Annotated in this window: 22 protein-coding genes and 1 pseudogene; 16 read left to right on the top strand and 7 right to left on the bottom strand. The window is 55.8% G+C overall.

Annotated features, from left to right (window positions below):
• Positions 1 to 13: 13 nt before the first annotated feature.
• From rbsK to ACLIBF_RS00355, 6 genes are all read right to left on the bottom strand, one after another.
• Positions 14 to 943, bottom strand: coding sequence for a ribokinase (rbsK, locus tag ACLIBF_RS00380; protein WP_069728667.1), 930 nt, complete (start codon positions 941 to 943; stop codon positions 14 to 16).
• A 62-nt stretch (positions 944 to 1,005) separates the two neighbouring features.
• Positions 1,006 to 1,881, bottom strand: coding sequence for a ribose ABC transporter substrate-binding protein RbsB (gene rbsB / locus ACLIBF_RS00375; RefSeq protein WP_069728666.1), 876 nt, complete (start codon positions 1,879 to 1,881; stop codon positions 1,006 to 1,008).
• A 26-nt stretch (positions 1,882 to 1,907) separates the two neighbouring features.
• The gene (gene rbsC, locus ACLIBF_RS00370) at positions 1,908 to 2,879 is read right to left on the bottom strand and encodes a ribose ABC transporter permease (RefSeq protein ID WP_031376180.1); all 972 of its coding nucleotides are present in this window, start codon (positions 2,877 to 2,879) and stop codon (positions 1,908 to 1,910) included.
• Entirely contained in the window at positions 2,876 to 4,384 is a 1,509-nt protein-coding gene (gene rbsA / locus ACLIBF_RS00365; protein ID WP_448309113.1) for a ribose ABC transporter ATP-binding protein RbsA, read from the bottom strand. The genes rbsC and rbsA overlap by 4 nt, the downstream gene beginning before the upstream one ends.
• A 7-nt stretch (positions 4,385 to 4,391) precedes the next feature.
• Positions 4,392 to 4,811, bottom strand: a complete 420-nt coding sequence (gene rbsD, locus ACLIBF_RS00360) for a D-ribose pyranase (RefSeq protein WP_046289504.1) — start codon at positions 4,809 to 4,811, stop codon at positions 4,392 to 4,394.
• A gap of 182 nt (positions 4,812 to 4,993) precedes the next feature.
• On the bottom strand, positions 4,994 to 5,395 hold the full coding sequence (locus tag ACLIBF_RS00355) for a YgiW/YdeI family stress tolerance OB fold protein (protein WP_031376179.1): 402 nt from the start codon (positions 5,393 to 5,395) through the stop codon (positions 4,994 to 4,996).
• 162 nt (positions 5,396 to 5,557) lie between these two features.
• Between ACLIBF_RS00355 and qseB the strand changes: the two genes are divergently transcribed.
• Together qseB and qseC are read left to right on the top strand one after the other, a co-directional pair.
• Positions 5,558 to 6,229 (top strand): quorum sensing response regulator transcription factor QseB, encoded by a 672-nt coding sequence (gene qseB, locus ACLIBF_RS00350; protein ID WP_069728665.1) that lies wholly within the window; start codon positions 5,558 to 5,560, stop codon positions 6,227 to 6,229.
• On the top strand, positions 6,217 to 7,557 hold the full coding sequence (gene qseC, locus ACLIBF_RS00345; RefSeq protein WP_069728664.1) for a quorum sensing histidine kinase QseC: 1,341 nt from the start codon (positions 6,217 to 6,219) through the stop codon (positions 7,555 to 7,557). Before qseB ends, qseC begins: the two co-directional genes overlap by 13 nt.
• A gap of 33 nt (positions 7,558 to 7,590) precedes the next feature.
• Here qseC and kup read toward each other — a convergent pair whose 3' ends face one another.
• A complete protein-coding gene (gene kup, locus ACLIBF_RS00340; RefSeq protein ID WP_046289503.1) occupies positions 7,591 to 9,459 on the bottom strand; it encodes a low affinity potassium transporter Kup in 1,869 nt (622 codons plus the stop codon).
• Between the two features lie 292 nt (positions 9,460 to 9,751).
• On the opposite strand from kup, the gene ravA reads away from it, so the two are divergent.
• From ravA to atpG, 14 genes and pseudogenes are all read left to right on the top strand, one after another.
• Complete coding sequence (gene ravA / locus ACLIBF_RS00335) at positions 9,752 to 11,248, top strand: ATPase RavA (RefSeq protein WP_031376176.1); 1,497 nt, start codon at positions 9,752 to 9,754, stop codon at positions 11,246 to 11,248.
• Complete coding sequence (viaA, locus tag ACLIBF_RS00330) at positions 11,245 to 12,705, top strand: ATPase RavA stimulator ViaA (RefSeq protein ID WP_069728662.1); 1,461 nt, start codon at positions 11,245 to 11,247, stop codon at positions 12,703 to 12,705. Before ravA ends, viaA begins: the two co-directional genes overlap by 4 nt.
• A 73-nt stretch (positions 12,706 to 12,778) precedes the next feature.
• A pseudogene (gene ovoA, locus ACLIBF_RS00325) lies at positions 12,779 to 14,917 on the top strand (5-histidylcysteine sulfoxide synthase).
• Positions 14,918 to 15,019: 102 nt separating this feature from the next.
• Positions 15,020 to 15,481 carry a transcriptional regulator AsnC gene (asnC, locus tag ACLIBF_RS00320; RefSeq protein WP_003849496.1) on the top strand — a complete coding sequence of 154 codons (462 nt, stop codon included), beginning with the start codon at positions 15,020 to 15,022 and terminating at the stop codon, positions 15,479 to 15,481.
• Between the two features lie 154 nt (positions 15,482 to 15,635).
• Positions 15,636 to 16,076 (top strand): FMN-binding protein MioC, encoded by a 441-nt coding sequence (mioC, locus tag ACLIBF_RS00315; protein WP_031376174.1) that lies wholly within the window; start codon positions 15,636 to 15,638, stop codon positions 16,074 to 16,076.
• A 432-nt stretch (positions 16,077 to 16,508) separates the two neighbouring features.
• Positions 16,509 to 18,398 carry a tRNA uridine-5-carboxymethylaminomethyl(34) synthesis enzyme MnmG gene (gene mnmG / locus ACLIBF_RS00310; RefSeq protein ID WP_448309110.1) on the top strand — a complete coding sequence of 630 codons (1,890 nt, stop codon included), beginning with the start codon at positions 16,509 to 16,511 and terminating at the stop codon, positions 18,396 to 18,398.
• A gap of 47 nt (positions 18,399 to 18,445) precedes the next feature.
• The gene (gene rsmG, locus ACLIBF_RS00305; RefSeq protein ID WP_448309108.1) at positions 18,446 to 19,063 is read left to right on the top strand and encodes a 16S rRNA (guanine(527)-N(7))-methyltransferase RsmG; all 618 of its coding nucleotides are present in this window, start codon (positions 18,446 to 18,448) and stop codon (positions 19,061 to 19,063) included.
• Between the two features lie 713 nt (positions 19,064 to 19,776).
• On the top strand, positions 19,777 to 20,157 hold the full coding sequence (gene atpI, locus ACLIBF_RS00300) for a F0F1 ATP synthase subunit I (protein ID WP_031376171.1): 381 nt from the start codon (positions 19,777 to 19,779) through the stop codon (positions 20,155 to 20,157).
• An 8-nt stretch (positions 20,158 to 20,165) separates the two neighbouring features.
• Positions 20,166 to 20,984 (top strand): F0F1 ATP synthase subunit A, encoded by an 819-nt coding sequence (atpB, locus tag ACLIBF_RS00295; RefSeq protein ID WP_031376170.1) that lies wholly within the window; start codon positions 20,166 to 20,168, stop codon positions 20,982 to 20,984.
• A gap of 104 nt (positions 20,985 to 21,088) precedes the next feature.
• A complete protein-coding gene (gene atpE / locus ACLIBF_RS00290) occupies positions 21,089 to 21,328 on the top strand; it encodes a F0F1 ATP synthase subunit C (protein ID WP_003849523.1) in 240 nt (79 codons plus the stop codon).
• Between the two features lie 105 nt (positions 21,329 to 21,433).
• The gene (atpF, locus tag ACLIBF_RS00285) at positions 21,434 to 21,904 is read left to right on the top strand and encodes a F0F1 ATP synthase subunit B (protein ID WP_031376169.1); all 471 of its coding nucleotides are present in this window, start codon (positions 21,434 to 21,436) and stop codon (positions 21,902 to 21,904) included.
• Between the two features lie 14 nt (positions 21,905 to 21,918).
• Positions 21,919 to 22,452 (top strand): F0F1 ATP synthase subunit delta, encoded by a 534-nt coding sequence (atpH, locus tag ACLIBF_RS00280; RefSeq protein WP_031376168.1) that lies wholly within the window; start codon positions 21,919 to 21,921, stop codon positions 22,450 to 22,452.
• A gap of 14 nt (positions 22,453 to 22,466) precedes the next feature.
• Positions 22,467 to 24,008 carry a F0F1 ATP synthase subunit alpha gene (gene atpA / locus ACLIBF_RS00275; protein ID WP_069728658.1) on the top strand — a complete coding sequence of 514 codons (1,542 nt, stop codon included), beginning with the start codon at positions 22,467 to 22,469 and terminating at the stop codon, positions 24,006 to 24,008.
• A gap of 52 nt (positions 24,009 to 24,060) precedes the next feature.
• Positions 24,061 to 24,927, top strand: a complete 867-nt coding sequence (gene atpG, locus ACLIBF_RS00270; protein WP_031376166.1) for a F0F1 ATP synthase subunit gamma — start codon at positions 24,061 to 24,063, stop codon at positions 24,925 to 24,927.
• Positions 24,928 to 24,939: the final 12 nt, after the last annotated feature.

Below are 24,939 nucleotides of genomic sequence, written 5' to 3'. Positions count from 1 at the left end.
GGTGGCCAAGCGCTTAATCCTGCTGCTGCAAAAAGTCATCGATCTCCGCGCGCCACGGCACGGAGGGCTGCGCGCCGGATCGGGTTACGGCGATAGCCGCAGCGGCATGCGCAAAGCGCACCGCATCCTGCATCGGTTTTTGCTCCAGTCGCGCGGTAATAAAGGCACCATTAAAGGTATCGCCCGCAGCGATGGTATCAATCGCCTTAACGCTAAAGCCCGGAATACGCTGACCCTGGCCCTGCTCACTCAACCAGACACCGCGCCGGCCCAGCGTAATCAGTACGGTATCGATGCCTTTGGCATGCAGTGCCGCCGCAGCCCGGGCAGCGTCCTGATCGTTATGAACGGCAATCCCGGTCAGAATTTCCGCCTCGGTTTCATTCGGGGTAATGATATCGATCAACGCCAGCAGCTCATCGGAGAGCGGCGTAGCCGGTGCCGGGTTGAGGATCACCTGAGTCTGCTGTTCTCTGGCGAAACGCGCCGCTGCCAGCACACTTTCCAGCGGTGACTCCAGCTGCATCAGCAGCGCGTCAGCCTCGGCGATCACCTGCTGATGGCGCGCCACACAGTCGGGCGTTAAGGCGGCGTTAGCGCCGGAATAGATGCCGATATTGTTCTCGCCTTCACGGTTGACGAAAATCATCGCCACCCCGGTCGACTCGCCCGCCACCACTTCTACCGGAGCAGTATCAATATTGTCGCGGGCCAGTTGCTGACGAATACGTTCGCCAATGTCATCCGCGCCCACACAGGCGATAAAAGCGATATCCGCGCCAGCACGCCCTGCGGCCACGGCCTGATTGGCACCTTTACCGCCAAACGCAATCTGGTAATCCTGCCCGATCACCGTTTCACCGGGACGAGGAAAGTGCGCCAGATTAAGGATGTGGTCAGCGTTGATGCTGCCAAGAACGGCCAGTTTTGCGTTTTTGCTCATTAGGGGAGTCCGGAATAAGTGCGCCACCGGGAGGGTGGCGCAGTGCCCTGCTTTTCTTTGAGTTATTGAGTGACCAGCTTCAGGTCGACCGGATTGATCGCCTTCACTTTTTCACCCTTCAGCACTTTATCAGCGGTATCAACGCCGATCATGCCAATTTTGTCTGGCATCTGTGCCACGGTCGCAGACAGTTTGCCACCTTCTACCGCTTTCACGCCATCAGCGGTGCCGTCAAACCCCACCACGATCACATCGGTTTTACCGGCAGTCTGCAGCGCACGCAGTGCACCCAGCGCCATTTCATCATTCTGCGCAAATACAGCCTGCACGTCCGGATGGGCCTGCAGCATGTTCTGCATCACGTTCAGGCCCTTAGTCCGGTCAAAGTCAGCCGGCTGGCTGGCAAGGATCTGGAATTTGTGGGCATCAGCAGCCTGTTTGAATCCCTCGCCACGTTCACGGGCGGCTGAGGTGCCGGCAATGCCCTGCAGCTCAATAATTTTGGCGCTTTCGCCGACTTTTTTGGCGATGAAATCACCGGCCATTTTCCCACCAAAACGGTTATCAGAGGCGACGTGGCTGACCACCGTGCCCTGCGCGGCCACGCGGTCCAGGGTGATAACCGGGATGTTGGCCTGGTTAGCCATCTTCACTGCGTTGCCGACCGCGTCAGAATCGGTTGGGTTGATCAGCAGCAGTTTGGTACCGCGTACCGTCAGATCCTGTACGTTCGCCAGCTCTTTTGCCGGGTTATTCTGCGAATCCAGCACCACCAGGTTGTAGCCCAGTTTGTCGGCTTCTTTTTGTGCGCCCTCTTTCAGCGAAACAAAAAACGGGTTATTGAGGGTCGATACCACCAGCGCGATGGTCTCTTTTGCCATGGCGCTGGTACTGAGCGTAGCGCCAAGGATCATGGCCAGTGCGGTTAACTTTTTCATCATTTCATCCTGTGTAAAGGTCAGAGTTATTTACTGCTTTTATTATCCACCAGCACCGCCAGCAGGATTACCACCGCTTTAACGATCATCTGGTAGTACGAAGAGACGCCCATCAGGTTCAGGCCGTTATTAAGGAAACCGAGGATCAGGGCACCAATCAACGTGCCGACAATACGTCCTTTACCGCCCGCCAGGCTGGTACCACCCAGCACCACAGCGGCAATCGCATCCAGCTCATAGCCGGTACCAGCCGTTGGCTGCGCCGAGGAGAGACGCGCCACCTCAATGGTGCCCGCCAGCGCAGCCAGCATGCCACTCAGTGAATAGACGATGACCTTGACGCGATTAACATTGATACCGGAGAGGCGGGTCGCGGCTTCGTTGCCGCCCAGCGCATAGATGTAGCGGCCGAGACGGGTGTGGTGCAGCATGTACCAGGCGGCGATAAATACCAGCGCCATCAGCCATACCGGGGCAGGAATACCCAGCGGACGACCAATACCAAACCAGCCCAGCAGATCGGCGTTGGCATTAAAACCGGTACTGATTGGGCTGCCGTCGGTGTAGACCATGGTGACGCCGCGCAACAGCAGCATCATCACCAGCGTGGCGATAAATGCCTGCACCTTACCGCGCGCCACAATGGTGCCGGTCAGCGCACCAATCGCTGCACCGAGCGCCAGAGACGCCGCCACGGCCACCAGCGCATTCACTTCCATGCCGACCAGCGACGCGCCTACCGCCCCGGTCAGCGCCAGCAGCGAGCCCACCGAGAGATCGATACCTGAGGTCAGAATCACCAGCGTCATGCCAACCGCCATAATGGCGTTCACCGAGGTCTGCTGCAGAATGTTGAACAGGTTGGCTACGGTAAAGAAGTTCGGGCTCTGACTCGCCACCACGGCAATTAACACCATCAGCGCAATCAGCGACTTTTGTTCCAGTAACCAGCTTTTGCTAAACCAGCGACGGCTGGCAGGTAAAGATTGGGTCGTCATACCACTAAATCCTCGCTGTGTTGCTTGCCTACGGCGGCGGCCATCAGGCTCTCCTGAGTGGCTTCTTCACGGGTAAATTCGCCGCTTAAACGGCCTTCATGCATCACCAGGATGCGGTCACTCATTCCTAATACTTCCGGCATTTCAGAAGAGACAAGGATGATGCTCAGCCCTTCGGCTTTGAACTGGTTAATCAGCTGGTAGATCTCTTTTTTCGCGCCAACATCGACGCCACGGGTTGGCTCATCAAGAATCAGCACGTTGGGACGGGTCATCAGGCCGCGGGCAATCGCCACTTTCTGCTGATTGCCGCCGGAAAGCAGCCCGATCGGCTGCGCCATAGAGGGGGTTTTCACGTTGAACAGCCGGATAAAGTCACCCACCGCCAGCTGCTCAGCCGCATGCTTCAGCGTGCCGCCGCCGTGACTGAAATAGCGCAGCGCGGTCAGCGACATGTTCTCTTTGACCGACATGCCCAGCACCAGGCCGTCACGCTTACGATCTTCCGAGATATAGACGATGCCGTTAGCCAGGCCATCCTGCGGCGAACGCGTCACCACTTCCCGACCGCTGAGCCACAGGCTGCCCTGATAACGCGGCAACGCGCCATACAGCACTTTCATCAGTTCGGTACGGCCCGCGCCCATCAGTCCGGAGATGCCCAGAATTTCACCTTTGCGCAGGCTGAAGCTGACGTTATGCACGCCGGGACCGCTGACGTTATCGACTTTCAGCCGCACCTCGCCTGGCGCCTGATCCAGATGAGGATACTGATCTTCCAGTTTGCGACCGACCATCATTTCGATCAGGCTCTCTTCGGTCAGTTCGCTGACCGGACGCTCGGCAATAAACTGGCCGTCACGGAACACCGTGACGTCATCGCAGATCTCAAAGATCTCTTTCATACGATGTGAGATATAGACGATGCCGCAGCCCTGCGCTTTCAGTTCGTTGATCACCCGGAACAGCGACAGCGTTTCGGTATCCGTCAGCGCATCGGTCGGCTCATCCATGATGATCACCTGCGACTCAAAGCTCAGCACTTTGGCAATTTCGACCATTTGCTGATCGCCAATCGACAGATCGCCGACCAGCTTGTGGCTGTTGAAGCGCAGATTAAGCCGCTTAAGTAACGCATCCGCTTCGGCATACATGCGCGCCCACTGGATGCGGCCAAAGCGGTTAACAAATTCGCGACCGAGAAAAATATTCTCAGCCACGGTTAACTGGGGGATCAGGTTCAGTTCCTGATGAATAATGCCGATGCCCGCTTCCTGTGACGCTTTAGGGCCATTGAAACGGGTCTCTTTGCCGAGCCAGAGCAGCGAACCGGCGTCGAACTGATATATCCCGGTCAGCACTTTCATCATGGTAGATTTGCCGGCGCCGTTTTCACCCACCAGCGCCATGACGCGTCCTGCCCGGACATTCAGTGAGGCACCCTTCAGGGCTTTTACCCCAGGGAACGATTTTTCAATGCCGTTGAGCTGCAGTAAAGGTTGCATAGCGGCCTCAGAAGGTCACACCGGCGCTGAGGATGACATTCGCAAACGGAGAACACTCTCCGCTGCGAATGACCGCCTGACTGCGCTGCGTTTGTTGTTTGAATTGATCATGGCTGGTGTAGCGGATGGTGATGGTATTTCCCTGGTGCTGTTGCAAGGCTTCGAGCACGGCGAGCAGTGCGCTATGGAGCTGCGGATTGTGCTGCTTAATCTCCTCCGCGATCAGGGCGCTTTCTACCTGCATCTCAAGCGTGACGGCCTTTACCACCGCGATAAAATCGGGCGTACCCGGTATCAGGGCTAAATCGATGCGTTGCGGTCCTGCCGGGATCGGCAAACCGGCATCGGCAATCGTCAGCGTATCTGTGTGTCCCAGGCGGGCAATCACATGAGAGAGTTCAGCGTTTAACAAGCGACCTTTTTTCATTTTTCACTCCACAGCGAAACGTTTCGCTGACAGGAGTGTATGAAAAGCCGCCAGCAACTCAATCGGCGAAGCTGAAATTTGTGATCGCTATCGAAACGTTTCGCTTACGCGGCGGGAAATTTGAATTAAGGCGGGCAGCAGGGCAGAAAAAAGGACCGCTGATGCGGTCCCGTAGTGGACGATTAAGGCAGTTTCTTAACCTGTTTAACGTCCATTTCGATGCTGTTGAAATCTTTATCCAGCTCACCGGTCAGCTCAACGGTATCTTTTGGCGAGATAGTCTGGCCGTTCCAGTGCTTATGGTCGATTTCGACTTTCATCGTACCGGTCTGATCGCGGAACAGATAATCTTCATCGCCGATCTGTTTTTCCAGCTTACCGCGTACGGTAATCCAGCTGTCATCCTTCATCTCTTCCGCCTGCTTCACCGTCACCACACTGGTGTGGTCAGCGCTGAAACCACCCTGTCGGGTCTGAACCTGCGCCGCCGGGGCATTGGGGTCGACAAAGCCGCCTTGCTGAGCAGCAAAAACCGGGGCAGAAGCCAGCATAACGACAGCTAAAATTGCAGCGTGCTTTTTCATTTTGTCACCTCTTTTCCATGATGTGTTTCGTTTTGTTGAGCCTAGTTGACCATAAGGTTCTTAACAGCTTCTTAAGAAGCAAAAATAAGCCATTTTCGCCGAAATGCGCTGTACAAGCGGCAGTCTGCTTCGTATAAAGCGCTATCACCGCAGGGAGAAATGATGCGTATTTTACTGATAGAAGACGATCGCTTAATTGGCGACGGGATTAAAGCGGGACTGGGTAAGCTGGGATTTAGCGTCGACTGGTTTACCTCCGGCGAGGCCGGATTTCAGGCGTTAAACGCCGCGCCGTGGGATGCGGTGATCCTCGATCTGTCACTGCCCGAACGGGACGGACTGGATATCCTGCGACAGTGGCGTCAGCAAGGGCAGGATGTACCGGTGCTGATCCTGACGGCGCGTGATGCGCTCGATCAGCGAGTCGAAGGGCTGCAGATGGGCGCGGATGATTATCTCTGCAAACCGTTCGCTCTGACCGAAGTCGCTGCTCGCTTACAGGCGCTGATCCGTCGCCGGCATGGTCAGCTACAGCCAGAGCTGCGTCATGGCAACGTGGTCCTGAAGCCCGACAGCCACAGCGTTACCTGCGACGGCCAGGCGATTGAGCTAAAAAGTCGGGAACTGGCGCTGCTGGAGCTGTTTATGCGCAACCCTGGCCGGGTGCTGACCCGCAACCAGCTGGAGGAAAAACTGTATAGCTGGGACGCCGACGTCTCCAGCAATGCGGTGGAAGTGCATATTCATCACCTGCGTAAGAAACTCGGCAGTCAGTTTATCCGCACTCTGCACGGCGTGGGTTATACCCTGGGAGCGACAGAATGCGATCGGTAAGTCTGTTTCTGCGGCTTGGCATCGGTTTTGTGCTGCTGCTGGGCATCTGCTGGGCCAGTGCCAGCCTCAGTGCATGGCATCAGACGCGTGACACCATTAATGAGCTGTTCGATACCCAGCAGATGCTGCTGGCCAAGCGCCTGCTGACCCTCGATTACGCCTCGCTAGATGCACCGTCCCTGCCAAAAACCCGACAGCTGCTGCGGCACCACCGTGGCGATCAGGATGATGACGCGCTGGCGTTTGCTGTCTTCACCCATGATGGCCGGCAGGTGCTCAACGATGGTGATAATGGCAGATACCTGCCGTTTGAAGCGGACTACCAGGGTTTTCATGATGGCCAGCTCACCAATGATGATGACCGCTGGCGTTTTGTCTGGCTGACCACACCAGACAAACAGTTTCGCGTGGTGGTCGGTCAGGAGAGGGAATATCGCGATGAGATGGCCGGAGATTTGATGCAGGCCAGCGTATTACCCTGGCTGATCGCGCTGCCTTTTATGCTGCTGCTGCTCATCAGCCTGGTCTGGTCGGAATTACGTCCGTTAAAGCAGCTGGCGAAGCAACTGGCTCAGCGTGCACCGGATGACGGCACCCCTTTGCAGGCCGAACGGGTGCCGAAAGAGGTGCAGCCGCTGATCCTCGCGCTGAACGGCCTGTTCAGTCGCATCAGCGCAATGATGCAACGTGAACGGCGTTTTACCTCTGATGCCGCGCATGAGCTGCGCAGCCCGCTGGCCGCATTGCAGGTACAAAGCGAAGTGATTCAGCTGGCCGTCGACGATGAAACGATGCGAACCCATGCGCTGAAACAGCTGGATAGCGGCATTGCGCGCGCTACCCGGCTGGTGGATCAGCTGCTTACCCTGTCGCGGGTGGAAGCGGATGATGCCCGCAGCGCCTTTGAACCGGTATCGTTAAAACAGACGCTGCAGGAGACGCTGGCGGCGCAACTGCCGCTGGCGGATAAAGCCGGCGTAACCCTACGTCTGCACGCAGAAGCCGAACCGGTGATACAGGGCCATCCGCTGTTGCTCTCGTTGCTGGTACGCAACCTGCTGGATAACGCGATTCGCTATACCCCCGCCGGCAGTGAAGTGGATGTGCGGCTCGCGGCCAACAGCCTGTCCGTCGAGGATAACGGAGAGGGCCTGAGCGATGCCGATCGGCAACGGTTAGGCGAGCGTTTCTGGCGACCGCCCGGTCAGGAGAAGAGTGGCAGCGGGCTGGGATTGTCGATTGTGCGGAACATCGCTCAGCTGCACGCGATGCAGCTGGCGTTCAGCCAGCGCCCCGGCAGCGGATTGTGCGTCACGCTGCGCTGGTAATAAAAAACCCGCCGATAAGGCGGGTTTCACAGGTTAGATCTCGACCTGGGTGCCCAGCTCGATCACCCGGTTTGGCGGGATCTCAAACTGGTCAGGGGCGCGTAACGCATTGCGCTGTAGCGCCATGAACAGCTTGCCACGCAACCGCAGATACCACGGCCGTTTGCCGATAATCAGCGACTCATGCGACATAAAGAAAGAGGTTTCCATCATCCGGCAGTTCAGCCCTTCCAGCCCACAACGGTGGAAAATCTCCTCCACGTTCGGCGTTTCGCGCCAGCCATAGCTGGCCACCACGCGCCAGAACGTCGGCGAAAGCTGCTCAATCGTCACCCGCCGCACATTGTGCACGTAAGGCGCATCCTCAGTACGCAGCGTCAACAGCACTACCCGTTCGTGCAGCACTTTGTTGTGCTTGAGGTTATGCAGCATGGCAAAGGGGATCACGTTCAGTGCGCGCGACATATAGACCGCGGTGCCCGGTACCCGCACCGGCGGCGATTTCTCCAGTGACGCAATCATCGCCTCCAGTGAGTTGCCGTGCTCATGCATCCGGCGCAGCAGGCGGAAACGTTCACTTTTCCACGTCGTCATAATGATAAACATCACCAGGCCGAGGCAGAGCGGCAACCAGCCACCCGAGAAAATTTTGACCAGGTTGGCGGTAAACAGCGGCACGTCGATAAACAGCATCAGCAGCAGGATTACGCCAACCGCCAGCTTGTGCCAGTGCCAGTTTTTAATCGCCACGGTGCAGGAGAGAATTGAGGTCAGCACCATAGTACCGGTCACCGCAATGCCATAGGCCGCCGCCAGATTGCTGGAGTGTTCAAAGCTGATAATCACAATCAGCACCGCGAAATAGAGCACCCAGTTGATCATCGGGATATAGATCTGGCCCGATTCACGCTCCGAGGTATGAATGATCCGCATGCCGGGCAGATACCCGAGACGGACCGCCTGGCGCGTCAGCGAGAAGACGCCGGAGATTACCGCCTGCGAGGCGATTACCGTCGCCAGAGTCGCCAGAATCAGCATCGGGATCAGCGCCCAGTCCGGCGCCAGCAGGAAAAAGGGGTTCTTAATCGCTTTGGGATCGCTGAGCAGCAGCGCGCCCTGGCCAAAATAGTTGAGCACCAGTGACGGCAGCACCACGGAGAACCACGCCAGCCGGATCGGGATTTTACCGAAGTGGCCCATATCAGCATACAGCGCTTCTACGCCGGTAATCGCCAGTACGACGGCGCCCAGTGCAAAGAAGGAGATCGACTTATATTGCAGGAAGAAGTTAACCGCATAGGTGGGATTAAGCGCCTGCAGAACTTCAGGGTTCTTCATGATGCCGTTAACGCCGAGGATCGCCAGCACCAGGAACCACAGCAGCATTACCGGCGCAAACAGCTTGCCGACCATGCCGGTTCCGTGTTTCTGAATCGCGAACAGCAGCGTCAGCACCGCAATCGACAGCGGCACGATAAAGGGATCAAGCGACGGAGCGGCAATTTCCAGTCCTTCTATCGCCGACATCACTGAAATCGCTGGCGTGATCACCACTTCGCCATAGAAGAAGCTGCCGCCAATCAGGCCCATGATTACCAGCACCGCCGTGGCGCGGGCACCGGTATGACGGCCCGCCAGCGACATCAGGGTCAGAATTCCCCCTTCACCCGCGTTGTCGGCCCGCATGACGTAGCTGATGTATTTCAGTGAAACCACCAGCACCAGTAGCCAGAAAATCAGTGACAGAAAGCCAAATACCGCGCCGCGTTCCACGCCGAAGCCGAACTGGCCGGAGAGACATTCACGCAAGGTATACAGCGGACTGGTGCCGATATCCCCATAGACAACACCAATTGCGGCCAGCGTTAGCCCACCAAGTGACTGCTTATTATCCGAGCTCATAGAGTTATCTTTTGTTGGAGTCTAAGAGGCGCAAAAACCCCTCGCTCAAGCCATCAAAAAGCGCACAGTATGCACGTATTGCCGAAAATTCCTATACCCGGTTAACCTGACCACCGGCGGAATGCGGCGGTTTTTACCTCAGAAACCGCGGCTTATGGCCGCTTTCCCGTTAACCGAATCTTCTGAAACAAAAAAGCTGACAGCTATCAACGCTTTCACGCATCATTATCTATAGAGTAAGGCGCTTGCTTAAGCGCGGCGGCCCGACGATCGTAAGGACATTGATGTGATTATGGCTCAACCCCATCTTTTGGCAGAAAGAATTTCTCGCCTCAGCAACGCGTTAGAAAAAGGCCTGTATGAACGGCATCATGCTATTCGCCTTTGTCTGCTGGCCGCGCTCAGCGGTGAAAGCGTGTTCCTGCTCGGTCCGCCTGGCATTGCGAAGAGTCTGATTGCCCGCCGCCTCAAATATGCCTTTCAGCACGCCCGCGCCTTTGAATACCTGATGACCCGTTTCTCCACGCCTGAAGAGGTGTTTGGCCCGCTGTCGATCCAGGCGCTAAAAGATGAAGGTCGCTATCAGCGCCTGACCAAAGGCTATCTGCCCGACGCGGAGATTGTCTTTCTCGATGAGATCTGGAAAGCCGGTCCGGCCATTCTGAACACCTTGCTGACTGCGATTAACGAACGCCGCTTCCGCAACGGCGACAGCGAAGAAAAAATTCCGATGCGGCTGCTGGTCACCGCCTCCAACGAACTGCCGGAAGCCGACAGCGGTCTGGAAGCACTGTATGACCGGATGCTGATCCGCTTATGGCTGGACAACGTGCATGAAAAGCAGAACTTCCGCAGCATGCTGACGCATCAGCAGGATGAAAATGCCAATCCGGTGGCCGAATCGCTGCGCATCAGCGATGAAGAGTATGCCCAGTGGCAGCTTGGCATCAGCCAGGTCAGTTTACCCGATGCGGTGTTTGAACTGATTTATCAACTGCGTCAGCAGCTGGAGAGCCAGCCAGCGGCCCCTTACATTTCTGACCGGCGCTGGAAAAAAGCCATTCACCTGCTGCAGGCCAGCGCCTTTTACAGCGGCCGCAACGCCATCGCGCCAATCGACCTGATCCTGCTGAAAGATTGCCTGTGGCACGATGTCGCCTCAATGCAGCTGCTGGAACGTGAAATTGACCTGTTAATGACCCAGCATGCCTGGCAACAGCAGCCGATGCTGCTCAGGCTGCAACAGATCAAAGCGCGCCGGATGGCCTTGCAGCAGCAACAGAGCATGGCGCAGGCGATCACGCTGGAGAAGCACAGCGGTATGTTCAGCCGCAAACCCTATTACGATTTGCCGGAAAATCTTACCGACGAGCAGCTGACGCTGATGCTGCAACATCCACTGACGCTGCATGATATGCAGGTCACGCATCTGGTGATCGCCCGCGACGCACTGCATCAGTGGCTGCAAAAAGGCGGCGAGATACGCGGCAAGCTCAACGGCATCGGCTTCGCGCAGACGCTGGATTTGCAGGTCGATGCGCAGCACTGCCTGGCGATACGTGACGTCAGCCTGCAATCCTCACGGCTGACACTGCCTGGCGCCAGCAATAGCGATCAGCTACCCGGCGAAATTATCGAGGCGCTGGATACGCTGGAAAGTGAGTTACGCAGCCAGCGTCACCTGTTCAGCCAGCATCAGCGCTGTCTGTTTATCAGCGATGACTGGCTGGCGCGGGTTGAGACCAGCCTGCAGGATGTGGCGGAACAGCTGAAACAGGCGCGTAAATGATCTCACTGGAGACGCTCAGCACGCTGCTCTCAATTGGCGAAACGGAACTGATTGAAGAGTTGATCATCGCTCTGCTGGCGTCGCCGCAACTGGCACTGTTTTTTGAAAAATTCCCCGGTCTGAAAAAAGCCCTGCTGCGCGATGTGCCGCGCTGGAAAGCGGAGATCAACGCTGAGCTGAAGGCCACCCCGGTACCCGCCGTGCTGGCGGAGGAGTTTCAGCTGTTCCAGCGGGTGCAGCTGCTCAGCGATCGTCAGTTCAGCCAGCAGCTCGATGACACGCTACAAACGCTGGAACGCCTGCCTTCACCGTTTATTGATGAAGCCCGCCGGCTACTGCAACACACCGACATCCATCATCTCAGCAGTGCGCAGCATACGCTGTTTTTACAGCGCTGGCGGCTCAGCCTGACGCTGCAAACCCTGACGCTGAATCAGCAGTTGCTGGAGCAGCAGCGCGAACGTCTGATGGCGGAACTGCTGCAGCGTATGGCGCTGAGTGGTCAGCTGGCACCGATGCTGAGCGACGATGACGAAGCGGCGGCAGGCCGGCTGTGGGACATGAGCAAAACTTCACTGCAGCCAGGCGACTACCAGCTGATGCTGCAGTACGGTGATTTTCTGGCGCAGCAGCCGGAACTGCTGAAGCTGGCACAACAGCTCGGCCGCAGCCGGGAAGCGAAATCGGTGCCGTCACAGGATGCGCCGATGGAGGCATTTCATCAGCTGGTTCACGAGCCAGCGGCGGTACCGGAAGAGGTCAGCGGCATTCATCAGAGCGATGATGTGCTGCGCCTGCTGCCACCGGAGCTGGCTGCGCTGAGCATCAGCGAGCTGGAGCTGGAATTTTACCGCCGGCTGGTAGAGAAACGCTTGCTGACCTACAAGCTGCAGGGCGATGCCTGGCATGAAAAAGTGACCCAGCGACCGGTCAGCCACCAGCATCATGAAGAGCAGCCGCGCGGACCGTTTATTGTCTGCGTCGATACCTCCGGTTCGATGGGCGGGTTCAATGAGCGCTGCGCCAAAGCGTTCTGCCTGGCACTGCTGAAGGTGGCGCTGGCCGATCGTCGTCGCTGCTATATTATGCTGTTCGCCCATGAGGTGATTGGCTATGAGCTGACCGGTGATGATGGACTTGAGCAGGCTATTCGCTTCCTCAGCCAGCGTTTTCGTGGCGGCACCGATCTTGCCGCCTGTCTCACGGCCGTGGTTAAGCGCATGGAAGGACCGGTCTGGCAGGAGGCGGACGCGGTGATCGTCTCCGATTTTATCGCCCAGCGGCTGCCGGAAGAGGTGATCAGCGCCATCAAACAGCGCCAGCGACACAATCAGCAACGTTTTCACGCCGTGGCGATGTCGACCCACGGCAAGCCCGGCATTATGCGCATCTTCGACCATATCTGGCGCTTCGATACCGGTATGAAAAGCCGCCTGCTGCGCCACTGGCGGCGTTAAGTCATCAGGCAGAAATGCTTCTTTGCTATAGTGAATCACTGCCATTTTTTCACACAGCAATCTGGAGCACCTTGTGACGACCGTCCAACCCCATCGCGATCTGCCTGCGCCGACGCGAACCTTACTGCTCTCCGGCCAGAATATTGAACAAAAACGTGCCGAACTGCTGACTTACTTCCTCCAGACCTGGGAGCAGTACGAAAGTCTGTTTACCTGCCTGACTGATTCGCAGGCCTGGTTTACCAAAGCCATTCCGCTGCGTCATCCGCTGATCTTCTATTTTGGTCATACCGCCACCTTCTACATTAATAAGCTGATGGCCGGTCGCTACATTGAGGCGCGCCTCGACGATCGTATTGAAGCGATGATGGCGATTGGCGTCGATGAGATGAGCTGGGACGATCTCAATGACAGCCACTATGAGTGGCCCACTATCGACGCGGTACGTGACTATCGTGGTCGGGTCAAAGCAGTGGTCAGCGACCTGATCCAGACGATGCCGCTGAGCTTACCGATCCAGTGGGACAGCCCGGCCTGGGTGATCCTGATGGGGATCGAGCATGAGCGTATTCACCTGGAAACGTCCAGCGTGCTGATCCGGCAACTGCCGGTTGACTGGGTGACGCCGCAGCCGGCCTGGCCAGTCTGTCCGCTGGCGCACCATCAGCGCCAGGATGTGCCGGTCAACAGTCTGCTGCCGATGCCGGGCGGTCGCGTTACGCTGGGCAAAACCGACGATACCTACGGCTGGGATAACGAATATGGCAGCCAGCAGATCACGCTGCAGCCGTTCAAAGCCAGCAAGATGCTGGTCAGTAACGCCGAGTTTTTTGAGTTTGTCAGCGCAGGCGGCTATCAGGACGCCCGCTGGTGGGATGATGAAGGCTGGGGCTGGTGCCAGTTTGCCCAGGCGGAGATGCCAACGTTCTGGGTCGGCACGCCAGCGATGCCCGATCAGCTTAAGCTGCGTCTGATGTGTGAAGAAGTGGCGATGCCGTGGGACTGGCCAGCGGAAGTGAACCAGCTGGAAGCGGCCGCCTTCTGTCGCTGGAAAGCCGACCAGAGCGGAATGGCTATCCAGCTGCCGTGCGAAGCGGAGTGGTATCAGCTGCGTGAACAGGTCACCGGCGATCAGCCGCAGTGGGAGCGGGCGCTTGGCAATATCAATCTGGCATACTGGGCCTCTTCCAGCCCGGTCGATCAGTTCGCCCAGGGCGAGTTCTTCGATATCGTCGGTAACGTCTGGCAGTGGACCACCACGCCGACTAACGGCTTTGAAGGCTTCAAAGTCCATCCGCTGTACGACGACTTTTCCACCCCGACCTTTGATGGCAAGCATTCGCTGATTAAAGGCGGCAGCTGGATCTCGACCGGCAACGAAGCGCTCAAATCGGCGCGTTATGCGTTCCGCCGACATTTCTTCCAGCACGCCGGTTTCCGCTACGTGGTCTCCCGCCATCAGGAAAGCATGACGCTGAATCCGTACGAAACCGACGCCATGGTGTCGCAGTATCTCGATTTCCAGTATGGCCCGCGCTATTTTGGGGTCGATAATTACGCCGAAAGCCTGGTAAAACTGGCGCTGAATTACACCACGTCACACGCTGAAGCGCTGGATATCGGCTGCGCCACCGGACGCGCCAGCTTTGAACTGGCCCGCCATTTTTAACGCGTTACCGGCATGGATTACTCGGCGCGCTTTATTGACGTGGCGCTGCAACTGACCAGCGGCGAAGATTTCCGCTATGTCGTGCCGCAGGAGGGCGATCTGGTGGAGTATCGCCAGGTGCGCCTGAAAGATTTCGGGCTGGATGGCGATCTGGCGCAGCGCATTCAGTTTGTGCAGGGCGACGCCTGTAACCTCAAACCGCAACCGGCCCGCTACGATCTGGTGCTGGCTTCCAATCTGATCGATCGCCTGCGCCAGCCTGCGCGCTTCCTGCAGGATGTCACGCCGATGCTACGTCCGGGCGGCATTCTGCTGCTCTCCTCGCCTTACACCTGGCTGGAAGCGTATACGCCTAAAGAGAACTGGCTGGGCGGCGTACGTGAAAATGGTGAGGCGCTGACGACGCTACAGGCGCTGCAACGGCTGCTGGCGGCCGACTTTGAACTGCTGGATACGCCGCAGGAGATGCCGTTTGTGATCCGTGAAACGGCGCGCAAGTTCCAGCACACGCTGGCGCAGGTTACCGTCTGGCGTAAACGCTAAGTTACCTGGCAGCGGCGCCCGTCGCTGCCGGTTGTTGCCTGAACCGCGCTTTTGCTGCACATTCTCCCTTGTTCAATTCAAAGCAGCCCAACGAGGATGGCCATGGCCGAACATCTGCAGCTTGATAATCTGGATCGCGGCATTCTGAATGCCCTGCTGGATAACGCGCGTACCGCTTACGCCGAACTGGCAAAACAGTTTAACGTCAGCCCCGGCACCATCCATGTGCGGGTAGAGAAGATGAAGCAGGCCGGCATTATACTGGGCACCCGCGTCGACATCGATCCGCGCCAGCTGGGATTTGATGTCTGCTGTTTTATCGGCATCATCCTGAAGAGTGCCCGCGATTATCCGGCGGCGCTGAGCAAGCTGGACGCGCTGGATGAAGTGGTGGAGGCCTGGTACACCACCGGCCACTACAGCATCTTTATTAAGGTGATGTGCCGCTCGATTGATGCCCTGCAACAGGTGCTGATCAACAAGATCCAGACCATTGATGAAATTCAATCAACAGAAACCCTGATCTCTCTGCAAAACCCGATCATGCGGACCATCAAACCCTGATCGCACTTCTCCTGTGCACAACCTTATCCCGGACGAATGCAGCGGCTGACAACGGCTGCGTTCACCTCTCCTGATCTATTAACCCTGTTTTCCACAGGTGGATCACCGCTTGATCACAGCGTACAATGCCCGCCTTAATGTCCAGGAGAGCAAGATGGCCGATATTACTTTAATCAGTGGCAGTACCTTGGGCAGCGCCGAGTATGTTGCTGAGCATCTGGAAGAAAAATTACAGGACGCAGGCTTCTCAACGCAGATGCTGCACGGCCCGGCGCTGGATGAGGTGCCGCAGGAAGGCATCTGGCTGGTGGTCTGCTCAACCCATGGCGCAGGTGAAATTCCCGACAATCTGCAACCGTGGTTCGAGGCTATCAGTGAAAGCCAGCCCGATCTCTCTCAGGTCCGGTTTGGTGCCGTCGGTCTCGGCAATCATGAATATGACCTGTTTTGCGGGGCGATTCGTCAGATCGAGACGCTGTTGATCGCCCAGGGCGCACAGCGGATCGGTGATCGACTGGAAATCGACGTACTGGAGCATGAGATCCCGGAAGATCCGGCTGAGGCCTGGGTCATGACGTGGAAAAACGCGATCTGAGACTGGTCGGGGATCGTGAAATAGTGACGATCCCCAGTGGAAGATGCTGATTTTGTCCTTTTGCAGACGTTTATTTTGTGGATAACTACCCTCTTTTACTGCGTATAACCGGTAGTTATCCAAAGAATAACCGTAGTATGCTTTTTGAGCTGTGTATAAGTCGCCATTTAGATCCCAGCTTATACGGATCAGGATCACCGATCATTAACAGCTAGTGATCCTGGGTAATCCCCTGTTTTGACGGGTGTTCTGGCACATATCCACAGAAACCGGCGATCCTAATAAGAGATCTAACAGAAAGATCATATACAAATCTAAGATCCTTTCTTTTAAAACCGGACGATCCCGCGGCTTTCACCCCAGACGGAATTTGAGTAGAATCCACGCCCCAGGACGACGATCCGGCACGTTTATCAACCGAGGTACCACTTCATGTTTTATCAGGATCCTTTTGACGTCATCGTAATTGGTGGTGGTCATGCGGGCACCGAAGCCGCAATGGCGGCAGCCCGAATGGGTCAGCAAACCCTGTTACTCACCCATAACATTGATACGCTTGGACAAATGTCCTGTAACCCGGCGATCGGTGGCATTGGCAAAGGACATCTGGTGAAGGAAGTGGACGCCATGGGGGGTCTGATGGCCCACGCAATCGATCAGGCCGGTATCCAGTTTAGGATACTAAACGCCAGTAAAGGCCCGGCAGTCAGGGCAACCCGTGCTCAGGCCGATCGCGTGCTCTATCGGCAGGCGATTCGCACCGCGCTGGAGAATCAGCCCAACCTGATGATCTTCCAGCAGGCGGTCGACGATCTGATTGTGGAAAACGATCGGGTAGTCGGTGCCGTTACCCAGATGGGGCTGAAATTCCGGGCGAAGACCGTGGTACTGACGGTCGGGACTTTCCTCGACGGTAAAATTCATATCGGACTGGATAACTACAGCGGCGGTCGCGCAGGCGATCCACCTTCTATTCCGCTAGCAAAACGTCTGCGTGCCCTGCCACTGCGGGTTAATCGCCTGAAAACCGGTACACCGCCGCGCATTGATGCGCGCAGCATCGACTTCAGCGTACTGGCGCCGCAGCATGGCGATAACCCGATGCCGGTGTTTTCGTTCATGGGCAATGCCGCTCAGCATCCGCAGCAGGTGCCGTGCTGGATCACCCATACCAACGAAAAAACCCATGAAGTGATCCGCAATAACCTCGATCGCAGCCCGATGTATGCCGGGATCATCGAAGGGATCGGCCCGCGTTACTGCCCGTCGATCGAAGACAAGGTGATGCGTTTTGCCGATCGTAACGCGCATCAGATCTTCCTTGAACCGGAAGGGCTGACCAGTAACGAAATTTACCCGAACGGCATCTCAACCAGCCTGCCGTTTGACGTACAGATCCAGATCGTGCGATCGATGCAGGGCATGGAAAATGCGACGATCGTACGTCCGGGCTATGCCATCGAGTATGACTTTTTTGATCCACGCGATCTGAAACCGACGCTGGAGAGCAAATTCATTAACGGTCTGTTCTTTGCCGGACAGATCAACGGCACCACCGGCTACGAAGAAGCAGCCGCGCAGGGGATGCTGGCCGGCCTCAACGCCGCGCGTCAGTCTGCCGACAAAGAGGGCTGGGCACCGCGTCGCGATCAGGCTTACCTCGGCGTACTGGTTGACGACCTCTGCACCCTCGGTACCAAAGAGCCGTACCGCATGTTTACCTCCCGCGCCGAGTATCGTCTGATGCTGCGTGAGGATAATGCCGATCTGCGTCTGACCGAAACTGGCCGCGAGCTGGGCCTGGTCGATGATGCCCGCTGGGCGCGTTTCAACCAGAAGCTGGAAGCGATTGAGCAGGAGCGTCAGCGTCTGCGCGATATCTGGGTACACCCTAAATCTGAGCGCGTTGCCGAGGTGAACACCGTCCTCAGCGCGCCGCTGACCAAAGAAGCCAGTGGCGAAGATTTGCTGCGTCGGCCGGAAATGACCTATCTCACCCTGATGACGCTGGATACCTTTGGCCCGGCGCTGGCCGATGAGCAAGCGGCAGAGCAGGTTGAGATTCAGGTCAAATATGAAGGATACATTGCGCGTCAGCAGGAAGAGATCGATCGTCAGCAGCGCAACGAGAATACCCTGTTGCCGGTGGATCTGGATTATCGCCAGGTCAACGGCCTGTCAAATGAGGTGATCGCGAAGCTGAATGACCACAAGCCAACCTCGATTGGCCAGGCGACGCGCATTTCCGGCATCACGCCGGCGGCTATCTCTATTCTGCTTATTTATCTGAAAAAACAGGGTCTGCTGCGCAAAAGCGCCTGACCTGAAACGGGGCGAGGCGACTCGCCCCCGCTGACTGGACTTACGCTGTGATCAACACACTCACCTCGCTGCTACAGGCAGCCAAGATTTCCCTCTCCGATCAACAAAAACAGCAGCTGGTTGCCTATGTCGGCCTGCTGGACAAGTGGAATAAAGCCTACAACCTGACGTCAGTGCGCGATCCGCAGCAGATGCTGATTCGCCATATACTCGACAGCATTGTGGTGGCACCACACCTGATCGGTTCGCGCTTTATTGATGTCGGTACCGGACCGGGCCTGCCAGGCATTCCGCTGGCGATTGTGATGCCTGATGCGCACTTTACGCTGCTCGACAGCCTCGGTAAGCGGGTGCGTTTCCTGCGGCAGGTACAGCATGAGTTAGGACTCACTAACATTACGCCGGTGCAGAGCCGGGTTGAAGACTTCCCGGCAGAGCCACCGTTTGATGGCGTGATCAGCCGGGCATTCGCCTCACTGACTGACATGGTTAACTGGTGTCATCATCTGCCCGGGGCAGAAGGGCGCTTTTTTGCCCTTAAAGGTGTCCGTCCGGATGATGAAATCACCAGCTTACCGGCCGGCTATCGCTGTGATGAGGTGATTAAGCTGCAGGTTCCGCAGCTGGAAGGCGACCGGCACCTGGTGATCCTCCATCAGCAATAGGCCTGAAATAGATAAGGATTTAACCCGCTTCAGCGATTTGTCTTATCCCGCTGACTGGTGAAAAAAAGTGCATTTGATGCGTTAATAATAAAGGATTTTCATTAAGCCTCTGACGGCGGAAGGTTAAAAACGCCGACGGAAATTATCCGAAAAGCTCTGTTACATTTAACGTTTAATTCACATTTAGTTAGCACAAAGATCACTTGTATAGCGGACTAACGGAATAAAAATAGTCACGCCAGAAAATATATCAAGGTAATTACCTGGCGTGCGTAATATGAATTTCACGATTCTCATGCACAGTTCGATGTCAATAGCGTGTTTTCAGTGAAAATAGGCTTTTTTGGCGGTTAATATATTTTCAAGCCACTGATTTTTATGGCTTTAGCTCGGATATGAACGGCATGTAATTAGCGTTCTGAGAAAAGTCCTGGCGGCGCGAATGCTTATTATGTGATCTAAAGCACGCTTTAAAAGCAACTCGCCAGCCAATTTTCAGCCGGGAAAAGGCGAATCCTCACCGGGGGATGTTTGGAAAAATAGCCCTCCGGAAAGAAATTTAAATAATTGTTCACCTTTTCGCTACTTACCGATTGAAATCGCAGGTGCGGCCCGTATAATTTGCACGGCTTTTGCTGCTTGACTCAAATGCGTAAAGGCAGTCTTATACGACACGCGACATACCCCGAATGGGGCAGGAGAGTATCAGCGTCATGTCAGTGTCTCTTTACAGTGTAAAATTCGCCCGGACAGTGCTGATGATTCAGCTGGTGACAATCGTCATCATCGGCGCACTCTTTGCCCTGAAAGATGTCACCTGGGGCGTCTCTGCTGTAGCTGGCGGAGCGGCAGCCTGGCTGCCGAACGTGTTGTTTTTGTTTTTAGCCTGGCGCCTGCAGGGGCAAACCCCGGCTTCGGGGCGAGTCGCGTGGAGCTTCGCTTTGGGTGAAATAGCCAAAGTGTTCGCGACCATCATTTTGCTCATTGTGGCGTTGGGTCTATTCGGGGCGGTTTTCTGGCCGGTCGGAATAACCTGGTTATCGGTGCTGGTGGTACAAATGCTGGCACCGGCGGTAATTAACAACAAAGGGTAAGAGGCATCATGGCTGCAGGAGAAATCTCTACTCCGCAAGAATACATAGGACACCATCTGAATAACCTTCAGCTGGACCTGCGTACTTTCGAGTTAGTGAATCCGCACGACGCTCCCGCGACGTTCTGGGTATTAAATATCGATTCCATGTTTTTCTCTCTGGTGCTGGGATTCATCTTCCTGGTGTTGTTCCGTAAAGTAGCTAAAACAGCTACCAGCGGTGTGCCAGGGAAATTACAAGCGGCTATCGAACTGGTTGTCGGCTTCGTTGATGACAACGTGCGCGACATGTATCACGGTAAGAGCAAACTTATCGCCCCGCTGGCGCTGACAATTTTTGTCTGGGTCTTCCTGATGAACTTCATGGATCTGCTGCCAATCGATCTGCTGCCGTATATCGGCGAGCATTGGTTGGGCCTGCCGGCGCTGCGCGTCGTGCCGTCTGCAGACGTGAACATCACGCTCTCTATGGCGTTGGGCGTCTTTATTTTGATTCTGTTCTACAGCATCAAAATGAAAGGCATTGGCGGCTTCACGAAAGAGCTGACGCTGCAGCCTTTTAACCACCCGATCTTCATCCCGATCAACCTGATTCTGGAAGGTGTGAGCCTGCTGTCTAAACCGGTTTCTCTCGGTTTACGACTGTTCGGCAACATGTATGCGGGTGAGCTGATCTTTATCCTTATTGCCGGTCTGTTGCCGTGGTGGTCGCAGTGGGTGCTGAATGTGCCGTGGGCCATTTTCCACATCCTGATCATTTCGCTACAGGCTTTCATTTTCATGGTCCTCACGATTGTCTATCTGTCGATGGCATCTGAAGAACATTGATTTTTTTCTCAACACTACTTTCCCTCTCTATTCCGGGTGACGGCCATCAGGCCGCGGCCCGGAAGATGAAGGGAGCATTTAACTGAAACAAACTGGAGACTGTCATGGAAAACCTGAATATGGATCTGCTGTACATGGCTGCCGCTGTGATGATGGGCCTGGCGGCAATCGGTGCTGCGATCGGTATCGGCATCCTCGGAGGAAAATTCCTGGAAGGCGCTGCTCGTCAGCCTGACCTGATTCCTCTGCTGCGCACGCAGTTCTTTGTTGTAATGGGTCTGGTGGATGCAATCCCGATGATCGCTGTTGGTCTGGGTCTCTACGTGATGTTTGCTGTCGCCTAAAGCTCCTGTGTTCACTCAGCGCACAGTGTGCAAGGGTGAACGGATTCTGCCGCTTATCGTTGATAACGGCAGAAAAGTTAAATACTCAATTAGAGGCATTGTGCTGTGAACATTAATGCAACAATCCTCGGCCAGGCCATCGCGTTCATCCTGTTTGTCGCGTTCTGCATGAAGTACGTATGGCCGCCGATTATGGCTGCCATCGAAAAGCGCCAGAAAGAAATTGCTGAAGGCCTTGCTTCTGCTGAACGCGCGAAGAAAGATTTGGATCTCGCGCAGGCTAATGCGACCGACCAGCTGAAAAAAGCTAAAGAAGACGCTCAGGTCATTATCGAGCAAGCGAACAAGCGTCGCGCGCAGATTCTGGACGAAGCCAAAACCGAAGCTGATAACGAACGTGCTCGCATCGTGGCACAAGCGCAGGCTGAGATTGACGCCGAACGCAAACGTGCTCGTGAAGAACTGCGTAAGCAAGTCGCGTTGCTGGCTATGGCCGGTGCCGAGAAGATCATCGAACGTTCCGTGGATGAAGCTGCTAACAGCGACATCGTTGATAAACTGGTCGCTGAACTGTAAGGAGGGAGGGGCTGATGTCTGATCTGATTACTGTAGCTCGCCCCTACGCCAAAGCAGCTTTTGACTTTGCTGTTGAGCATCAAAGTATTGAACGCTGGCAACAGATGCTGGCGTTTGCCGCAGAAGTGGCTCGCAATGAACAGATGGCTGATCTTCTTTCAGGTGCGTTAGCACCCGAAGCGTTGGCAGCGTCGTTTAACGCAGTCTGTGGTGATCAACTGGATGAACCCGCGCAGAACCTGATTAAGGTGATGGCGGAAAACGGACGTTTGACAGCGCTTCCGGCAGTACTGGCCCAATTCATCGACCTGCGTGACGCTTATGAAGCCACCGCAGAAGTTGATGTTATCTCCGCCAGTACGCTGAGTGACGACCAGCTGAATAAAATCAGCGCCGCGATGGAAAAACGTCTGTCACGCAAAGTTAAGCTGAATTGCAAAATTGATAAGTCTGTGATGGCAGGCGTGATCATCCGTTCGGGTGATCTGGTTATTGATGGCAGCGTACGCGGCCGTCTTGACCGTCTGGCTGACGTCTTGCAGTCTTAAGGGGACTGGAGCATATGCAACTGAATTCCACCGAAATCAGCGAACTGATCAAGCAGCGCATTGCTCAGTTCAATGTCGTGAGTGAAGCTCACAACGAAGGTACGATTGTTTCTGTAAGTGACGGTATCATCCGCGTACACGGCCTGGCCGATGTGATGCAGGGTGAGATGATTGCCCTGCCGGGCAACCGTTACGCGATTGCCCTGAACCTCGAGCGTGACTCAGTAGGTGCAGTGGTAATGGGTCCTTACGCTGACCTCGCCGAAGGCATGAAGGTGAAGTGTACTGGCCGTATTCTGGAAGTACCGGTAGGCCGTGGTCTGCTGGGCCGTGTGGTGAACACCCTGGGTGCACCAATCGACGGTAAAGGCGCAATCGACAACGACGGTTTCTCACCGGTTGAAGTGATTGCACCAGGCGTTATCGACCGTCAGTCAGTCGACCAGCCGGTTCAGACCGGTTATAAGTCGGTCGATGCGATGATTCCAATCGGCCGTGGCCAGCGTGAGCTGATCATCGGTGACCGTCAGACCGGTAAAACCGCGATGGCGATCGATGCGATCATCAACCAGCGCGACTCGGGCATCAAGTGTGTCTACGTTGCGATTGGTCAGAAAGCCTCAACCATCTCTAACGTGGTTCGCAAGCTGGAAGAGCATGGCGCGCTGCAGAACACCATTGTTGTGGTGGCCTCTGCTTCTGAATCTGCTGCCCTGCAGTATCTCTCTCCGTACGCAGGCTGTGCGATGGGTGAATACTTCCGTGACCGCGGTGAAGATGCGCTGATCGTTTATGATGATCTCTCTAAGCAGGCAATTGCTTACCGTCAGATCTCTCTGCTGCTGCGCCGTCCACCAGGTCGTGAAGCATTCCCTGGTGACGTGTTCTATCTCCACTCCCGTCTGCTGGAACGTGCATCACGCGTAAGCGCTGATTATGTTGAGCGTTTCACTAACGGTGCCGTGACAGGTAAAACCGGTTCACTGACTGCACTGCCGATCATCGAAACCCAGGCGGGCGACGTTTCTGCGTTCGTTCCGACCAACGTAATCTCGATTACTGATGGTCAGATCTTCCTGGAATCGAACCTGTTCAACTCCGGTATTCGTCCGGCGGTTAACCCAGGTATTTCGGTATCGCGTGTTGGTGGTGCTGCACAGACCAAGATCATCAAGAAACTGTCCGGTGGTATCCGTACCGCGCTGGCACAGTATCGTGAACTGGCGGCGTTCTCGCAGTTCGCCTCTGATCTGGACGATGCAACCCGTAAACAGCTGAGCCACGGTCAGAAAGTCACCGAGCTGCTGAAGCAGAAACAGTATGCGCCGATGTCAGTCGCGCAGCAGGGTCTGGTTCTGTTCGCGGCCGAGCGTGGCTATCTGAACGACGTTGAGCTGGCAAAAATTGGCAGCTTCGAAGCTGCACTGCTGGCCTTCGCCGATCGCGATCACGCCGAGCTGATGGCTGAAATCAACCAGTCGGGTAACTACAACAACGATATCGAAGCCAAGCTGAAAGGCCTGATCGATACGTTTAAAGCAACCCAGTCCTGGTAATGTCTGGCGGCTTGTCTGAAAAGGCAGGCCGCAAGGCTTTGAGGAGAAGCTAATGGCCGGCGCAAAAGAGATACGAAGCAAGATCGGAAGCGTGAAAAACACGCAGAAGATCACCAAAGCGATGGAAATGGTCGCCGCCTCCAAGATGCGTAAAACGCAGGAACGCATGGCGGCCAGCCGTCCGTATGCAGACACCATGCGCAAAGTGATTGGTCACCTTGCGTTGGGTAATCTGGAATACAAGCACCCTTACCTGCAAGAGCGCGACGTTAAGCGCGTCGGCTACCTGGTCGTTTCAACTGACCGCGGGCTTTGTGGTGGTTTGAACATTAACCTGTTCAAGAAAGTACTGGCAGATATGAAGTCCTGGTCCGATAAAGGCGTGCAGAGCGATCTGTCGATTATCGGTTCTAAAGGGGCGTCATTCTTCAGTTCTGTTGGTGGCAACATCGTGGCGCAAGTCAGCGGCATGGGCGATAAACCTACCCTGTCTGACCTGATTGGCCCGGTAAAAGTGATGTTGCAGGCTTATGATGAAGGCCGCATCGACAAACTGATGATCGTCAGTAACAAGTTCAATAACACCATGTCTCAGACTCCGACCATTACCCAACTGCTGCCGTTACCGCCAGCGGAAGGTGAAGAAGAGATGAAGGCGAAGACCTGGGATTACCTGTACGAACCCGATCCGAAAGCGCTGCTGGATACCCTGCTGCGTCGTTACGTCGAATCGCAGGTTTATCAGGGTGTGGTGGAAAATCTGGCCAGTGAGCAGGCCGCACGTATGGTGGCGATGAAAGCCGCAACCGATAACGGCGGAAATCTGATCAAAGAGCTGCAGTTGGTGTACAACAAAGCTCGTCAGGCCAGCATCACCCAGGAACTTACCGAGATCGTCTCGGGGGCCTCCGCGGTTTAACCAGGTTTGGAA

The organism is Pantoea sp. PGP6, assembly GCF_053474785.1.
This window is presented reverse-complemented; position numbering and strand designations above follow the sequence as displayed.